This window comes from Nonomuraea terrae, assembly GCF_004348995.1.
GTDB lineage: Bacteria > Actinomycetota > Actinomycetes > Streptosporangiales > Streptosporangiaceae > Nonomuraea > Nonomuraea terrae.
The window spans coordinates 1-16499 of sequence record NZ_SMKQ01000003.1 but is presented as its reverse complement, the minus strand read 5'-3'; the positions used below and the strand labels follow the sequence as shown (position 1 = coordinate 16499).

Annotated in this window: 12 protein-coding genes; 5 read left to right on the top strand and 7 right to left on the bottom strand. The window is 68.7% G+C overall.

From position 1 onward, the window contains the following. Positions 1-81: 81 nt before the first annotated feature. Entirely contained in the window at positions 82-1050 is a 969-nt protein-coding gene (locus E1286_RS01790; RefSeq protein WP_165969523.1) for a C40 family peptidase, read from the top strand. Further along, positions 1047-1646, top strand: a complete 600-nt coding sequence (locus tag E1286_RS01785) for a hypothetical protein (protein ID WP_132608489.1) — start codon at positions 1047-1049, stop codon at positions 1644-1646. Before E1286_RS01790 ends, E1286_RS01785 begins: the two co-directional genes overlap by 4 nt. 85 nt (positions 1647-1731) lie before the next feature. On the opposite strand, the gene E1286_RS01780 is transcribed toward E1286_RS01785, so the two are convergent. From E1286_RS01780 to E1286_RS01770, 3 genes are all read right to left on the bottom strand, one after another. Further along, positions 1732-2331: a hypothetical protein gene (locus tag E1286_RS01780; protein WP_132608487.1), complete on the bottom strand. Its 600-nt coding sequence runs from the start codon at positions 2329-2331 to the stop codon at positions 1732-1734. 5 nt (positions 2332-2336) lie between these two features. Next, positions 2337-7001 carry a cupredoxin domain-containing protein gene (locus tag E1286_RS01775; protein WP_132608485.1) on the bottom strand — a complete coding sequence of 1555 codons (4665 nt, stop codon included), beginning with the start codon at positions 6999-7001 and terminating at the stop codon, positions 2337-2339. Positions 7002-7195: 194 nt separating this feature from the next. Then, positions 7196-8101 (bottom strand): SMP-30/gluconolactonase/LRE family protein, encoded by a 906-nt coding sequence (locus E1286_RS01770; RefSeq protein ID WP_132608483.1) that lies wholly within the window; start codon positions 8099-8101, stop codon positions 7196-7198. A gap of 56 nt (positions 8102-8157) precedes the next feature. Between E1286_RS01770 and E1286_RS01765 the strand changes: the two genes are divergently transcribed. Continuing rightward, positions 8158-8589 carry an Lrp/AsnC family transcriptional regulator gene (locus tag E1286_RS01765; RefSeq protein WP_223189438.1) on the top strand — a complete coding sequence of 144 codons (432 nt, stop codon included), beginning with the start codon at positions 8158-8160 and terminating at the stop codon, positions 8587-8589. Positions 8590-8598: 9 nt separating this feature from the next. Further along, entirely contained in the window at positions 8599-9102 is a 504-nt protein-coding gene (gene soxR / locus E1286_RS01760) for a redox-sensitive transcriptional activator SoxR (protein ID WP_132608481.1), read from the top strand. On the opposite strand, the gene E1286_RS01755 is transcribed toward soxR, so the two are convergent. The 4 genes from E1286_RS01755 to dnaB all read right to left on the bottom strand — a co-directional run bounded on the left by E1286_RS01755 (position 9077) and on the right by dnaB (position 15040). Next, positions 9077-9523, bottom strand: coding sequence for a universal stress protein (locus tag E1286_RS01755; protein WP_132608479.1), 447 nt, complete (start codon positions 9521-9523; stop codon positions 9077-9079). The two genes, soxR and E1286_RS01755, sit on opposite strands and share 26 nt — an antisense overlap. Before the next feature lie 116 nt (positions 9524-9639). Continuing rightward, the gene (locus tag E1286_RS01750) at positions 9640-10002 is read right to left on the bottom strand and encodes a DUF6300 family protein (RefSeq protein WP_132608477.1); all 363 of its coding nucleotides are present in this window, start codon (positions 10000-10002) and stop codon (positions 9640-9642) included. Continuing rightward, positions 9999-13553 (bottom strand): DNA polymerase III subunit alpha, encoded by a 3555-nt coding sequence (gene dnaE, locus E1286_RS01745; protein ID WP_132608475.1) that lies wholly within the window; start codon positions 13551-13553, stop codon positions 9999-10001. The genes E1286_RS01750 and dnaE overlap by 4 nt, the downstream gene beginning before the upstream one ends. A 134-nt stretch (positions 13554-13687) precedes the next feature. After that, positions 13688-15040 (bottom strand): replicative DNA helicase, encoded by a 1353-nt coding sequence (dnaB, locus tag E1286_RS01740; RefSeq protein WP_397057938.1) that lies wholly within the window; start codon positions 15038-15040, stop codon positions 13688-13690. 302 nt (positions 15041-15342) lie between these two features. Here dnaB and E1286_RS01735 point away from each other — a divergent pair. Next, positions 15343-16499, top strand: a 1157-nt coding sequence (locus tag E1286_RS01735) for an MATE family efflux transporter (RefSeq protein ID WP_132608471.1), incomplete at its 3' end; no start/stop codon positions are given.

The window sequence follows — 16499 nt, the reverse complement described above, 5'->3', positions numbered from 1 at the left end:
CCGCGTTGATGAAATTGAAATTGTGGCGAGAAGAGGCATCGGGGCGCGTTCGTCATGAATAAGGGTGGAAAACTGGCCATCGTGGCGACGGCCGCATTCCTGGCTCTCCTGATCGGCTTGGTGATCCTTCTGAGCGGTGGTCCGCAGGGGCCGGGCCCGGCGGCCTCGCTGCGTCCCGGCACCGTCCCCGCCGCCTACCAAGCGTGGATCAGCCGGGCCGGCCGGCTGTGCCCGCAGGTCAGCCCACCGCTCATCGCCGCCCAGGTGGAGGCCGAGAGCGGCTGGCGGCCCACGGCCCGATCCAGCGTGGGCGCGCAGGGCATGGCGCAGTTCATGCCCGCCACCTGGACCGGCTACGGCCGGGACGCCGACGGGGACGGCGTCACCAGCCCCGACGACCCCGAGGATGCGATCATGGCCATGGCGCGGTACGACTGCGCCCTCGCCCGCACCCTCGCGCGGCTGCCCGGGGACGTGACCTCCAACATGCTCGCCGCCTACAACGCCGGCCCCGCCGCGGTTCTGCGCCACAAGGGCATCCCGCACTATCCGGAGACCCAGGAGTACGTCCGCCGCGTCCTCGCCCGCGTCGCGCACTACACCGACACGTCGATCACGGTGATCGGCGCCACCCGCTTCGGCGCCGCCGTGGTGGCCACCGCCCAGCGCTGGCTGGGCACCCCCTACTCCTGGGGCGGCGGCGGCCCAGGCGGTCCCACCCCCGGCATCGGCGGGGGCAGCGGCATCGTCGGCTTCGACTGCAGCGGCCTCGTCCTCCATGCCGTCTGGGCCGCCTCCGGCGGTCGCGTCCAGCTCCCCCACCTGGCCGCAGCCCAGGCGACCGAGTACGGCACCCCGGTCCCCCGCGCCCAGTTGTTGCCCGGCGACGTCATCGGCATCGACCACCGCGACGGCCGCGGCATCAGCCACATCGTCATCTACATGGGCCGTGGCCAGGTGATCCATGCGCCCCGCCCCGGCGACGTCGTCCGCATCGCCCCCTTGAGCGCCTTCGCCTCAGCCGCCTGGACCATCCGGAGGTACGCATGAGCCCGCAGCCCCGAAGTGCCGTACCGCCCACCGTCACGGCCGTCGTCGCCGCCGTGACACTCACGCTCGCCGGATGCGTCGCCACCGAGTCCGCCCTCGTACGGGAGACGCCGGCCCGGCAGCCCTCGGCGGCGCCCGGCCACGCGGCCACCACCGCCGCCCCGGATCCGGCCGCCCCGGATCCCGGCACGATCGACCAGCGCGACGCCGACGCCGTCAGCACCGCCGTCCTGACCACCATGTGGAGCATCGACACCACCACCGACCGCGATCAGCGCGATGCCGTCCTGCGCGCCGCCGGCTGGCTGACCCCGGCCTACCTGGCGGACCTGCGGACCGGACCGCGGGTCGGCACGGATGCCGCCTGGACCACGTGGGCCGCCCACCGCGCGCGCACGCGGCCGACCCTGACCGCAGGCCGTGACACGCGGCCACCCGACACCGCGACCCACGCCTACCGCCAGTGGCAGCTCGCCGTCACCCCGATCGGCGCCGACGGCTGGCGTGGCCGGCCGCTCACCATGACCGCGTTCGTCGCCCTGCAGCGCGACCAGCGCGGCGACCCCTGGCGCGTCACCGCCGTCACCCTGCGCTGACACCCCGCGCCCAGCCGTTCCGGGCGCGGCCCTCGCGCCCGGAACGGACCGGAGCAGAAGGGCGCCGTGGCCGGCCACGGCGCCATCAGCGCGTGCGGGCCTCAGCCCCCTTACTCACCTCCTGCACTTCCAGCCGCCTGTCGGCCTTGGACGCCATCGGCTGGCGCGTCTCGACGGTGATGTTGTACTCCCCGACCATCGCCACCTTCGTGAGCGCCTGGTAGGTGCCGGGTCGCCCGGGCACCTCGGTCATGACGATGGGCCCCTCCCGGTGGGCCATCGGCATGGCGACCATGTCCGTCCAGGCGACGACCTGCGCCCTGGTGATCGGGTCGTAGGTGCGCGGCGCACTCACCTGGGCCTCGATCCGTACCTGGAGGTCACCGAGGTGGGTGGCGGTCACATCGATCGCCGCCGCCGACCGGGCCGCGGCCGCTCCCAGAGCCGCCGGCTGCGCACCGGCCGCCGGGCCGGCGACCGGCGCCGTCGGCCGGGTGACGAGGAAGCCGACCACCCCGATGGCCAGGGCGAACGTCATCCCGACGCAGCCGCCGAGCAGCAGGCCGTGGCGGAACGGCGTCAGCCCCGCGGATGCGCGCGGCCGGCGTCGTCCGGCCGGGGCCGGTCGGCGGGCCGGCGCCGGCGCACCGGGCTGCCGGTCGTGCTCTGGCCTGAGCTTGCTCATCAGCCTCATCGCGACCGCCGCCCGTTACTCTGCCCCGCCGCGCCGAACCACGCGTACGGCAGCTCCGACTCGGTGGGCTCATGGCCATCGTCCCGCTCGTACGGCGGCCGCTGCTCGACCCGCTCCCGGTCTCCTTCCCGCGTCCGGCGGTCGGGCAGCGGGATCAGGTCAGGCCGGAGCGTGGCGTGCACCCGGAACAGCCCCCACTGTCCACCGTTGAGGTGACGGGGCAGCGTGCTGGAGCGGTAGAGATAGTCGCCCGGCACGTGGCGGTACCCGCCGGCCCCGCCGGTGCTCGCCGGGTCGGCGACGATGTCGTAGACCACTCCCGGAACGATGTTGTAGACACTGCCCGGGTTGAACTGCCCCTGGGTGGCCGCGATCTGGGACTGCGGGTCGGCGGGCGACCGGCGCCAGGTGTGCGCGTGCAGGGCGAAGCTCGTGGAGCGCGGGTCGCCCACGGCCTGTCCGACCCGGAAGACCGTCCTGTCGCCGGCGTACGCCTGGAACACCGGCGTGGCCGGGTCACCGTGCACGATGGAGCTGAAGATGTTGGTGATGTTCTGGTCCACGGCGAACCGGTGGGACCAGGGTTCGTTCGTGTAGTTGATGGAGAACTCCCCCTGGTCCTCCGGGTCGTCGGCCTCCCGGCTCGGCTCGAGCACCAGGTCGAAGTTGTCCGGCACCGGCTTGTCGTCCATCGGGTTGTTGTTCGTGTCCTTGCGGAACAGCGCCAGGTCGCTGTTCATCAGGACGATGTTCTCCCGGAAGTCCGGCTTCGCCGGGTGGGTGACCACCGCGCTGGTGCCGCTGCTCAGCGGCCGGCCGGTCTTCGGGTCCAGATACGCGGAGCCGGGCTCCTCGATGATCAGCGCCCCGTACAGGCCGTGGTGCAGATGGTTCTGTACGTCGGCGTGATCCCGCAGCAGCGCCATCCCGATCGTGTCCCTGGGCAGCGTCCAGTGGTACCGGATGCTGCGCCCGGGTGCCACCGCCTTGGGTGGCAGCGCCTGGACGAGTTGCGGGCTGATCGACGCCTTGGCGCTCACCGGGAAGGGCTTGAAGCCGGGCACGTTCTCCTCGTCCTGGGGCGGTCGCTGGAGGCACTGCGGGAAGCGCACCTCGTTCTCCTTGAAGCCGAGCTGCCCCGGTTCCAGCGCCTCGTGGCAGTGCGGTTTCATCTTCCGCGGATCGAGTTTGTTGGTGAAGTTGACCGTCACGCAGTCGCCCGCGTTCGCTCTGATCACCAGTGGCTCGGGTTGCTTCGTGCCGTCACGCAGCGCCTGCTCGTCGGACGCCAGCGCGTACATCAGGCCGTTCGGGTCATGATCGCCGGACTTGTTGTAGGTGATGTCCTTGTTCATGGCGATGATGTCGAAGGTCCGGTTCTGGCCGGTCCGGCAATGTGTCGGCCGGGCTTGGTGCCGAGCCGACACCAACTCGGTCAGCCGGTCGTCGCGCTCGCCGTCCTCACCCGTGCAGGTGTCCCGCGGGAAGTCCGGCAGCTCGCGGATCGGCGCCCTCCCGGAGCTCGGATTGGAGCAGGAGAAGATGCGGAACAGTCCCCAGTCCCCGAGGAACCAGTCATCCGCGCCGGCGTAGTTGTACTGGTAGTCGAGCACCCGCATGTCCCGTGTCGGCGGCGGTGGTTCGTCCGCTGGGGGAACCACGTCGAAGTATTCGAGCATGCCGATGTGCTGTGCTCCGACGACGTTCGACGCGGGATCCTCAGGCTCGAACCTCCACCGAAACTGGTCGAGGTTGAATCCGTGCGACTCCTCTTGCGAGAGCTGGAAGAGCCGGAACTTCACCGGATCGCCCTGGAACGCCTTCAACAGCGGGGTGAACGGCTCCCCGTGGACCGCCGAGTCGAACAAGGTCGCCGGATCCCTGTCCCTGCGGGCCTCGAACGGCTCCAACCGGTAGTTGACCCCCATGCCGCCCTGGTCATCGACGCTCGACGGGAACTTGGCCGGGAAGATCGGCACCCCGAACGGGGTCTCGAACCTGTCGTCGTCACGCGTCCTCGGGTCGTTCGGCTGGAACAACGGCACGTGGTCCTCGATGAAGAGGGAGAAGTTGCGGTAGTCGACGCCGTCCGTGGGCCGGTTGTTGACGTCGACCGTCGGCTCGCAGTGCACGTCGAAGACGGTGCCGATGGCCGGCCTCGTTCTGGAGTGCGGCAGTGCGGGCACGCACCCGGCCGGGTGGATGGTCGCGCCGCCGAAAAGCCCGTTCTTCTGATGGATGTTCGGGAAGAAGTGGTCGTGGAACGAGTTCGTCTTCACGTTCTCGTGCACGTAATTGCGGTAGATGATCGTCTGACCTGTGTCGGCGCCCTCGTCGTAGTTCCAGCCGTTGGCGGCTCCGTCGGACGACAGCACGTCGAAATGCACCATGTGCTGATGAATGCTGACTTCATTGGTGATCTGCAGGCGGTCGAAGACCGTACCGCCGAATCTTCGCGGCAACTCGTTGGTCATCTTGTAGACCACGCAGTCGCCGACGTTGAGGATGGGCGCGAAGGGCTCCGGTTTCTTGCCGTTCAGCACCGCCTGTTTGTCGGACTGCAGCACATAGACACGTGCCTGCGGGTTGGTCCATTCCAACTCCGGGTTGTACTGCTGCTCGATCTGGATGACCGCGACCTTGAACGTCTTGACGGGACGTCCCGGGGGACACGGATCCTGGAAGAAGGCCCCCGGCAGCTGCCCGCCTGGGTCGGCCGCCGCCCTCTCCAGAGGGGTCGGCGGGAAGACTCCGCCCGGCGACCGATCGGCGACCCCGAGCGGCGGCTTCGGCGCCTTGAAGCCGAACACCCCCGGGACGAAGTTCGGGAAGCCCGGGGTTTCCGGCGTGGGCGCCGGAGGTGGCTGAACCCCGGGGACATCGAGCTGGTAGTCGAAGTCCGGCAGCGGGAACAGTGGCGGCACGGGTGTGCCGTCAGGGTTCTTCCGTGTTCCGTCCGACAGCTTGTCCAGCGTGCGGTTGAGACCCCACATGCCGTCGAAGAAGTGCGGATAGAGGTGGCAGTGGAAGATGACGTCGCCGAAGGTCGCCGGCTTGCCCTCACGCTCCGCCCCCGCGCCACCCTGGGCCACCAGGCCGTAGTGGCTTCCCGGGGAGACCGCCTGCACGTCGAGGATGTTGGTCCTCCTCGTGAGGTGGTCGGGCCGGCTGATCTCGTCGATACCGCCCTCGTCCTCCGGGTCGAACAGCCAGCGGTTGACGTGCCAGTGGAAGGTGTGGGTCTCGAACTCGCCGGGATGCAGCAGCCGGATCTGGGTCGGCTCGGCCCGGTAGTTCTCGAACACCAGGTCGCCGCCTCCCGGGTCGCCGTACGCCCACGAGGAAAGTGACGTCTCCTCACCGATGCAGCGCTCAGCGTCGAACCCCTGAGCGGCGCGCCTGGCTGCCGGGCAGCCCACCTCCTCGCGGTTGTGCGCGGGCTCGGAGCGGTAGTTGAAGGCGAACCACTCGAGCTTGGTCGGGATCTCGCCCTGCACCAGGGCGTCGGCGTCGCCGCCGCCGAGACCGGGCAGCGTTCCTCTGGTCAGCAGCCTGAGCTGCGCTCTCGTGGGTCGCACACACTCCGAGCTGGACGGTGCCACATCGTCGTTGGCGCGGCAGAGCCGGGTGAGGATGCCCGGCTCTGCCTCCACCTCGTCGTGCATGAACAGCACGTGCTCACGGAAGTCCACGCCGTTCGGCCGCTTGATGACGGCCCGCGTCCCGGACTCCAGCGGCTCGCCGGTGTGGGAGTCCACCCATCTTGCCCCGGGCTCCTCGATGACGAACGCGCCGAACGCGCCGAACGCGTGCGAGCCGATGAAGCGCACGTCGCCGTTGCGGTCGATCGGCCGGGTCTGCTGGGAGGTGAAGTCCGCCCCGTCCTTGAACTGGAACTGCCCCTGCGTGTTGGCGTGCAGACTGTAGGTGATGGTCTCGCCGGGCCGGGCGGTGGAGTCCGGGTTGTTGCCCACCACGGTGCCGTCCGAGCGCTTGACGTCGTAGTCGAGGCCGTCGAAGTGCATGGAGGCGTTCGGGGCCTTCGCGGGGTCGAAGTCGATCTCCGGAACGCTCAGGGCGGGCGCGAACTCCCGCGGTCTGCGGGTCACCGTACCGGGGGGCCGCAGGATCTCACCCGGCAGCGTGAAGATCGCGTTGTCGCGGATCTCCCTGTTCAGTGGCGGCGCCGGTTCGTTGAGCCGGTTGGTGAAGCGCACCTTGATGCAGTCGCCCTGGTTGGCGCGCAGGGTGAGCGGCTCGATCAGGTCGTTCAGCGATCCCTGTCGCGGGTCGGCGGCCTGCGCATAGGTGGCGCGCACCTCCGCGATGTTCTTGTCGAGGACGTACATGCGTCCTTCGGGCACCACGTCACCGAAGCGGTTGACGAACAGCGGCACGTTGATCAGGGAGACGTCGAATCTCCTGGGCTCCTGCCCGGCGCAGGGGTGTCGTGTGGGTACCTGAGCGCTGGGCAGCCTCTCGGCGATCGCGTGGCTCATCAGCCACATCGACCCTCCGGCCAGGGCCATCCACAGCGCCGCACCGGTGACCAGCAGCACCTTGAGAGGCCAGGACCGGTTGCGGGACCGGCGAGCGAGGAAGGCCGCCGCGACGACGGCCAGCACGAGTAGCGGTATGAAGTCTGCATACGGCGCGGACAAGTGTCCTCCTACCGAATATCACCGAATGAAAGAAATTCGGCCAGAGGGGATGACCGCCTGCACCGCGAGGAAGCCCTCGTGACTTTCGATTACACGGCTGCCTTGGCGTGCATGATCAGACTAGGGTGGGACAGGCTGGAACCGCTGACGACCCGCCGAACGTTTTCGCTGGTCAGTCTCCGTGTGTCTGATTCTCAGCGACGTGCCCAGATCGGGCGGGCGCCGGTGACGTTGGTCATCAGGGAGTAGAGCGAGGTGCACGCCGTGATGAACATCCGGTTGCGCTTGAGGCCGCCGAAAACCAGGTTGGACGTGGGCTCCGGGAACCGGAGCCGGCCGATCACGGTGCCGTCGGGGTCGAAGCAGAGCACGGATTTGCCGGCCGAGGCCCAGACGCGGCCGGTGTTGTCGAGGCGCAGGCCGTCGAAGCCGTCCTCGGCCTCGGCGAAGACCTTGCCTCCCGACAGGGTGCCGTCGTCGGCCACGTCGAACACCCGCACATGCTTGCCGGGGGTGTCGGCGATGTAGAGGCGCCGCTCGTCCAGCGAGAAGGCCAGGCCGTTGGGCCGGTCGAAGTCGCCGGCCACCATGCGCACCTCGCCCGTCACCGGGTCGGCCCGGTAGACGTGGCAGCCGTCGATCTCCTGGTCGGCGGCGTGCCCCTCGTAGTCGCTGAGGATGCCGTACGGCGGGTCGGTGAACCAGATCGAGCCGTCGGAGCGGACCACCACGTCGTTGGGGCTGTTGAACCGCCTGCCCTGCCAGCGGTCGGCGATCACGGTGATCGAGCCGTCGTGCTCGGTGCGGGTGACGCGGCGGCCACCGTGCTCGCAGGAGACGAGGCGGCCCTCGCGGTCGAGCGTGTTGCCGTTGGTGTAACCGGCCGGGCTGCGGAACGGGCCCACCGCACCGGTCATCTCGTCCCAGCGCAGCAGCCGGTCGCTGGGGATGTCGCTCCAGACCAGGAACCGGCCGGCGGGGAAGTAGACCGGCCCCTCCGCCCAGCGGGCGCCTCTGTGCAGCACCTCCATCCGGTCGTCTCCGCCGACTCCGGCGAACCGCTCGTCCAGCACCTCGAACTCGGTGGCGATCGTTTCCATACGGCAAACCATACGCTGTTCGGTGTCTTGGTAAAACTGCCAGATATCATTCGGTTGTGGACGATATCGACAGGATGCTGATCGGCCTGCTGCAAGAGGACGCGACCCGGTCGTACGCGGCGCTGGGAGAGGCCGTGGGGCTGTCCGGCGGGGCGGCGCACGAGCGGGTACGGAAACTGCGCGAACGCGGGGTGATCCGGCGCACCACGGTCGAGGTGGACCAGGCGGCGCTCGGGCGTACGGTGACGGCGTACGTGCTGGTCGACGGCGGCGCGTGGATGGGCGGCAGCAGAGCCGCGCTGGCGGCGATCCCGGAGGTCGAGGAGGCCCACGTCATCGCGGGGCCGGCGTCACTGCTGCTGAAGGTCCGCACGTCGGGCACCGGCGAGCTGCAGGACCTCCTGCGCCGGGTCTTCGAGGTGGACGGCGTGACCGGGACGCAGACGATCGTCGTCCTGGAGACGCTCGTCGAGCGAACTCTTAAGTAATGTTCAGGTATGTCGAAGGTCGCGTGGAACACCAAGGAACTCACGGTCGGCCAGCTCGCCGAACGCAGCGGCGTGGCCGTCTCCGCCCTGCACTTCTACGAGTCCAAGGGTCTGATCAGCAGCCGGCGCACGGCCGGCAACCAGCGCCGCTACAGCCGTGACAGCCTGCGCAGGGTCGCCTTCATCAGGCTCGCCCAGCGCATCGGCATCCCGCTGAAGGTCATCAAGGACGCCCTGGCCGAGCTGCCCGACGGGCGCACCCCCACCCGCGCCGACTGGGCCCGGCTGTCGGCGGCCTGGCGTGGCGAGCTCGACGACCGCATCGAGCAGCTCCAGCGGCTGCGCGACGACCTCACCGACTGCATCGGCTGCGGCTGCCTGTCGCTCGACCTGTGCCCGGTCGCCAACCCGCACGACCGGCTGGGCGAGGAGGGGCCGGGTGCGCGGCGCATCGACACCCGGCTGTGCCCGCCTCAGGACTGCCGCGTCACGCCTTCGCCGGCGGCACGATGAGCATCGGCCGGTGCGCGTGGTGCAGCACGTGGTTGGAGACACTGCCCAGCAGCACCGACCTGACGCCGGCCAGGCCGCGCGAACCGGTCACGATCACCGAGGCGTCGATCTCGTCGGCCACGTCCACGATCGTCTTCCAGATCGACTCGTTGTCGGCCACCGCACGATAGGTGACGTCCCTGAGCCCCGAGGCGAGCGCCAGGTCGGCCCCCTCCTTGGCGTGCCGCTCGGCCTCGGCGTGCGCCTCGTCCTCGGTGGCGGGGTCGATCGAGCCGGCCGCCAGCGGATACTTCTTGAGTTGCACGAGCAGCGGCTCCCACACCGTGATGACGACCGCGGGCTCGGCCGCGAGGTGTTGTGCCGCGAACTCGATGGCGGCCCGCGAGTCTGCCGAGCCGTCGTAGGCGACGAGGATGGTCATGGCGTTCTTTCCCTTTCGCTTCAGTCCCTCGCTAGAGCACCGAAACGATCAGCCCTCATCCCGTGTTGGTTGTCTGTTCTGTCACATCCAGGGTCCACTCGCCGGGGAGCCCCTTCTCATGTACGGCGGGCTACCGTACGTCCGCGCCGCCACTGCTCGATCTCGGTCTCGAGCCGCTGCCGGTCGAGCGGCGGAACAGAAACCTGTTCGGCCCACCCCGCCAGCAGGCGGAGGAACTCTTCGCTGTAGTCGGGCTCGACGGTGCCCCGCACGTGGAACCACGCGATGAGCGGGGCCGCGTGCGGGGCGTTCGTGTCGCATGCGGCGCACAGCACGACCTCGTTCCTGCCTTCCACCGCGGCGCCGCCGGCGTTCGTCCAGCCGTACGGCACCCGCGCCAGCAGCAGCCCCTCCTGACGGCAGCGGGGGCACGTCGGCGGCTCCTGGCTGGAGACGATGTCGATCCGCCGCTGGGTCAAAGGGAGATCGCCTCCGGCCCGAACAACTGCTTGATGTCGGCGGCGAACGACGGTTCGGGATTGACCCGGAATCCCGGCAGCGACAACACGACCGTCTTCCCTGCCGCGCGGCGCAGGTTCACCAGCACCGGCACCGGTCCTTCGTGCTGCTTCAGCACATTGCGCAGTTCTTCCACCAGCTGCTGATTGATGCGTTCCTCACGCAGCTGCAGGGTCACCGGATGCCCGGAGTCGCTGCTGACTCCCGACACGTCGATCGGTGTCAGCTCGGTCGCGAAGATCGAGATGGCTCCGTCGCGGTTGTTGATCTGCCCGGCGACCGACACCACGGCGTCCTCGCGGAGCTCCAGCGAGTACAGCTCGTACGACCTCGGGAAGAACAGGCACTCCACGGCACCGTCCATGTCCTCCACCGTGGCGATGGCCCACAGGTTGCCGGCCTTGTTGACGCGCTTGTCCACCTTCGTGATCAGGCCGCACACGCGGACGTCGCCGCGGTCCTCCCGGCCGCTGTCGAGCAGGTCGACGATGGTGGTGTCCCGGTTACGGGCGAGCAGCCGTTCGGTGCCGGCCAGCGGGTGGTCGGACACGTACAGGCCGAGCATTTCCCGCTCGAAGTCGAGCTTGGTCTTCTTGTCCCACTCCATGTCCGGGATCTGGACGGAGAACGCTTCGCCGGCTCCGTCGTCGTCGATGCCCCCGAACAGCGAGTCTTGGCCGTGGGCTTCGTTCTTCTTGATGTCGATGACCGAATCGACCGCCTGCTCGTGGATCATCAGCAGGGCCTTGCGCTGGTGGTCGAGCGAGTCGAACGCCCCGGCCTTGATCAGCGACTCGATCACGCGTTTGTTGCAGACGACGAGCGGCACCTTGTCGAGGTAGTCGTTGAAGTCGCGGTAGGCGCCCTTCTCCGTGCGGGCCTTGACGATGCCGTCGACGACGTTCTCACCGACGTTGCGGACCGCGCCCATGCCGAACCTGACCTTGTCGTCTCCGACCGCGACGAAGTCGAGCTGGCTGTCGTTGACGTCGGGCGGCAGCACCTGGATGCCCATCTTGCGGCACTCGGCCAGATAGACGGCCGCCTTGTCCTTGTCGTCGCCCACGCTGGTGAGCAGGGCGGCCATGTACTCGGCGGGGTAGTTGGCCTTGAGGTAGGCGGTCCAGTACGCGACGAGACCGTACCCGGCGGTGTGCGACTTGTTGAACGCGTATCCGGAGAACGGCAGCATGACGTCCCACAGCGCCTGGATGGACTCGTCGCTGTAGCCGTTGCCGCGCATGCCGGCTTGGAAGTTGGCGAACTCCTTGGCCAGGATCTCGGGCTTCTTCTTGCCCATGGCGCGGCGGAGCAGGTCGGCGCCGCCGAGCGAGTAGCCGGCCAGTTCCCGGGCGACGGCCATGATCTGCTCTTGGTAGACGAGCAGGTGGAAGGTGGGGCCGAGGATCGGCTCCAGCGCGTCCTTCAGCTCGGGGTGGATGGGTTCGATGTCCTGGCGGCCGTTCTTGCGGTGCGCGTAGTTGGTGTGCGCGTTGGCCGCCATCGGGCCCGGCCGGTAGAGGGCGAGCACGGCGGCGATGTCCTCGAACCGGGTCGGCTCCATGAGTTTCAGCAGCTGGCGCATGGGGCCGCCGTCGAGCTGGAACACGCCGAGGGTGTCGCCGCGGGCGAGCAGCTCGTACGTCTTGTTGTCATCGAGCGGCAGTTCCAGGGTGTCGAGGGTGACGCCCCGGTTCTGCTTGATGATCTTGATGGCGTGGTCGATGATGCCGAGGTTTCGCAGGCCCAGGAAGTCCATCTTCACCAGGCCCATCGCTTCGCACGACGGATAGTCGAACCCGGTGATGATCACCTTGTCCTTGTCCCGCATGTGCATCGGGATGAGGTCGAGCAGCGGGTCCGACGACAGGATGACCGCGGCCGCGTGCACGCCGGTGCCGCGGATGAGTCCTTCGATGCCGCGGCCGGTGTCGATCACCTTGCGCACGTCGACGTCGGACTCGTACAGGGCGCGGATCTCGGTGCCCTCGTTGTAGCGGGGGTGGTCCTCGTTGAACAGCTCCGCCAGGGGGACGCCTTTGCCCATGACGTCCGGCGGCATCGCCTTGGTGATCTTGTCGCCTACCGCGAACGGATAACCGAGGATCCTGCTGGCATCCTTGACGGCGGCCTTGGCCTTGATCGTGCCGAACGTGTTGACCTGGGCGGTCATGGCGCTGCCGTACTTCTGGGTGACGTAGGCCACCATGCGGTCGCGCTGGCGGTCGTCGAAGTCGAGGTCGACGTCCGGCGGGTTGATGCGCTCGGGGTTGAGGAACCGCTCGAACAGCAGACCGTGCTCCAGCGGGTCAAGCTCGGTGATGCGGGTGGCGTAGGCGACGATGGAGCCGGTGGCGGATCCTCGGCCGGGACCGACCGCGATGCCGTTCTCCCGGGCGTGCCGGCAGATGTCGGCGACCACGAGGAAGTAGGAGGAGAACCCCATCGGGCCGATGACCTTCATCTCGGTCTCGTACCGCTCCGTCACCTCGGCGGGGACCGGGTCGCCGTACCGCATGACCAGGCCGCGTTCGACCTCCTTGCGCAGCCATGACTCCTGCGTCTCGCCCTCGGGAACGTCGGGGTAGTCCGGCATCCGGTTCACTTCGGCGAACACCTCGCTGTAGTCGCCGATCATGTCGGCGACGAGCAGGGTGTTGTCGCACGCCTCCGGCATGTCGGGGAACAGCGCCCGCATCTCCTGCGAGGTCTTGAGGTAGTAGCCGGACCCGTTGAACTTGAACCGATTCGGGTCGTCCTTGTTCTTGCCGACGCCGACGCACAGGAGGCTGTCGTGCGCGTCGGCCTGGTCCTCGGTCACGTAGTGGGAGTCGTTGGTGACCAGCAGCGGGATGTTGAGCTGCTTGGCCAGCTTGAGCAGGTCGGCGCGCACTTCCCGCTCGATGTCGATGCCGTGGTCCATCAACTCCAGGAAGTAGTTCTCCTTGCCGAAGATCTCCTGGTATTCGCCGGCGGCCTTGACGGCCTCGTCGTACTGGCCGAGCCGCAACCGGGTCTGCACGACACCGGAAGGGCAGCCGGTGGTGGCGATGATCCCGTCCGCGTACTGGGAGATCAGCTCCTGGTCCATGCGGGGCTTGCCGTAGTAGCCCTCGAAGCTGGCCAGTGAGGACAGGCGGAACAGGTTCCTCAGCCCGGTCGCGTCCTTCGCCCACATCGTCATGTGGGTGTACCGGCCGCCGCCGGAGACGTCCTTGCCGCCTTCGACGTCGGCCACGCCGGTCTCCGCGCGTGAACCCCAGAAGACAGGCTTCTTGAAGAACCGGGAGCCGGGCGCCACGTACGCCTCGATCCCGATGATCGGCTTGACGGAGCTGTTCTTGGCGACCGACTGGAAGTCGTACGCCCCGAACATGTTGCCGTGATCGGACATCGCGATCGCCGGCATACCGAGCCGCTCGGCCTCTGCGACCAGCGGTTTCATCTTGGCCGCCCCGTCGAGCATGCTGTACTCGGTATGAACATGCAGGTGTACGAACGAGTCGCTCACATGCCCTCCTGACTCCTGTGGCCGCCGAACTTCCGCCTGAGCCTATTCCTCTCCTGCGGCTGTTGGGGGCGCCGCGACCCAGGAGCCGAGTGTTGCCGGGTCGCCGGCCTCGCGTACTGGACCCGGGGAGCGTGTCAGTGCTGGGCCATGTCGACGAAGCGGCTGTAGTGGCCCTGGAACGCGACCGTCACCGTGGCGGTGGGGCCGTTACGGTGCTTGGCCACGATCAGGTCGGCCTCGCCGGCCCGGGGCGACTCGCGCTCGTAGGCGTCTTCGCGGTGGAGCAGGATGACCATGTCGGCGTCCTGCTCGATGCTGCCCGATTCGCGGAGGTCGCTGACTTGTGGGCGTTTGTCGGTGCGTTGCTCGGGGCCGCGGTTGAGCTGGGAGATCGCGATGACGGGCACCTCGAGCTCCTTCGCCAGCAGCTTGATGGCACGCGAGATCTCCGAGACCTCGTTCTGGCGGCTCTCGGTCTTCTTCGGGGAGCTCATCAGCTGGAGGTAGTCGATCACCACGAACCTCAGGTCGTTGCGCTGCTTGAGCCGCCGGCACTTGGCCCTGATCTCCATCATCGACATGTTGGGCGAGTCGTCGATGAACAGCGGCGCCTCCGCCACCTCGCTCATCCGCCGGGCCAGGCGTGTCCAGTCGTCGTCGCTCATCGTGCCCGAGCGCATGGCATGGAGCGCGACACGCGCCTCGGCGGACAGCAGACGCATGGTGATCTCGTTGCGGGACATCTCCAGCGAGAAGATGACCGTGGCCATCCCATGCTTGATCGCCGCAGAACGGGCGAAATCCAGACCTAGCGTACTTTTACCGATGGCGGGCCGGGCTGCCACGACGATCATCTGGCCGGGGTGGAGGCCGTTGGTGAGGGAGTCGAGGTCTTGGAAGCCGGTCGGCACGCCGACCATCTGGCCGCCGCGGCTGCCGATGGCCTCAAGCTCGTCGAGGGCTCCCGGCATGATGTCGGCCAGTGGCGCGTAGTCTTCGGACGTGCGCCGCTCGGTGACCTTGTAGATCTCGGCCTGGGCGCGGTCGACCAGGTCGTCGACCTCTTCGTTCTGGCCGCCGTAGCCGTAGGAGACGATGCGGGTGCCGGCCTCGATGAGGCGGCGCAGGACGGCCTGCTCACGGACGATCTTGGCGTAGTAGCCGGCGTTGGCGGCGGTGGGGACGACGGCCGTCAGGGTGTGGAGATAGGCGGCGCCGCCCACCCGGGCCATCTCGCCGCGCTTCTGCAGCTCGTCGAAGACGGTGACGGCGTCGGCGGGCTCGCCCCGGCCGTAGAGATCGGTGACGACGTCGTAGACCATCTGGTGGGCCGGACGGTAGAAGTCGTCGGCCCGGATGATCTCGATGACGTCGGCGATGGCGTCTTTGGACAGCAGCATGCCGCCCAGCACCGACTGCTCCGCCTCGATGTTGTGGGGCGGCGTGCGCTCGAATCCTGGGCCTGCACCGGCCTCTTCTTCGTCAATGGTCACGGCGCCCCCTAGAACACACTTGCAGGCGGTCGCACCACCCCCACTTGTAGCCGACCGGTGTGACAGTTTCGCGGAGTCTCGGGCCGACGGCAACGTGGCCTGTGGACAACTCTGTGGTCAAGCTGTGGACGAACTGTGGACGACGGCCCCCAGGGTGTGAAATGCCTGTGGACGGAGGCTGGGGATAACTCTCGCGGAGATCCACTGAATGCGCTCTGACCTGGTCAGACAGTGTCCACCGGCTGTGGAGGAAAGAAAGTTGCCGCGACACGCCGCGTAATGGGCATAATGGACCGATGCCTATTACCGCCCGAGACCGGGAGATCCTCCGCCTGGCCGTGCCCGCGTTCGGAGCGCTCGTGGCCGAGCCGCTCTTCCTGCTGGCCGACTACGCCATCGTTGGACACGGCCTCGGCACCACGGCGGTGGGCGCCCTGGGCGTCGCAGGGGCGGTTCTGGCAACACTGGTGAACCTGTGCGTGTTCCTCGCGTACGGCACCACGGCCTCCGTGGCGCGGCAGAGCGGGGCCGGCAACCACGACCGGGCCATGCGCAGCGGTGTGGACGGCATCTGGCTCGCGCTCGGCATCGGCGTCGCGCTCATCGCCGTGTTCTGGCCGCTGGCTCCGCCCGTGGTGGAGCTGTTCGGCGCGAACCCGGGACAGAGTGAGCAGGCGGTGACGTACCTGCGGATCAGCCTGCTCGGCACGCCCGGGATGCTGGTCGTGCTGGCCGGGACGGGGGTGCTGCGCGGGCTGCAGGACACGGTGACGCCGCTGGCGGTGGCCGTGGGGTCGTTCGCGCTGAACGCGGTGCTGAACGCGTGGTTCGTGCTCGGGCTGGACTGGGGAATCGCCGGGTCCGCGTGGGGAACCGTGCTGGCACAGACCCTCGGCGCGGCCGTCTACCTCGTCGTGGTGGCACGCGGCGCGCGGCGGCTCGGCACGCCGCTCACGCCCGACCTGAGCGGGATCCGGCAGGCGGGCACGGCCGGGTTCGCGCTGCTCATCCGTACGGCGTGCCTGCGGGTCGTGCTGGTGGTGGCCACCGTGATCGCCACCCGGATGGGCGAGGCCGAGCTGGCCGCGTACGCCATCGCGACCCAGGTGTGGACACTGCTCGCCTTCGCCCTGGACGCCATCGCCATCGCCGGGCAGGCCATCACCGGGCGTTCACTCGGGGCAGGGGACGTCGCCGCCACCCGGGCCGCGACCAAGCGGATGGTGCAGTGGGGCGTCTGGTCGGGGGCGGTGCTCGGGCTGCTGGTGATCGCCGCGCGGCCGGTGCTGCCGGTGTTGTTCGACGCCGATCCGCACGTCGCCGGGCTGCTGCTGGCCGTGCTGTGGCCGGTGGCGTTGTTCCAGCCGGTGTGCGGGGTGGTGTTCGTGCTGGACGGGGTGCTGATCGGTGCTGGCGATCAGCGGTACCTGGCGTGGGCGGGGGTGTGGACGAC

Bases quoted from the DNA above. Each gene is read 5' to 3' on its own strand.
- E1286_RS01780 (WP_132608487.1), bottom strand. From the start codon at position 2,331: ATGAGCAAGCTCAGGCCAGAGCACGACCGGCAGCCCGGTGCGCCGGCG.
- E1286_RS01770 (WP_132608483.1), bottom strand. From the start codon at position 8,101: ATGGAAACGATCGCCACCGAGTTCGAGGTGCTGGACGAGCGGTTCGCC.
- E1286_RS01755 (WP_132608479.1), bottom strand. From the start codon at position 9,523: ATGACCATCCTCGTCGCCTACGACGGCTCGGCAGACTCGCGGGCCGCC.
- E1286_RS01785 (WP_132608489.1), top strand. From the start codon at position 1,047: ATGAGCCCGCAGCCCCGAAGTGCCGTACCGCCCACCGTCACGGCCGTC.
- soxR (WP_132608481.1), top strand. From the start codon at position 8,599: ATGTCGAAGGTCGCGTGGAACACCAAGGAACTCACGGTCGGCCAGCTC.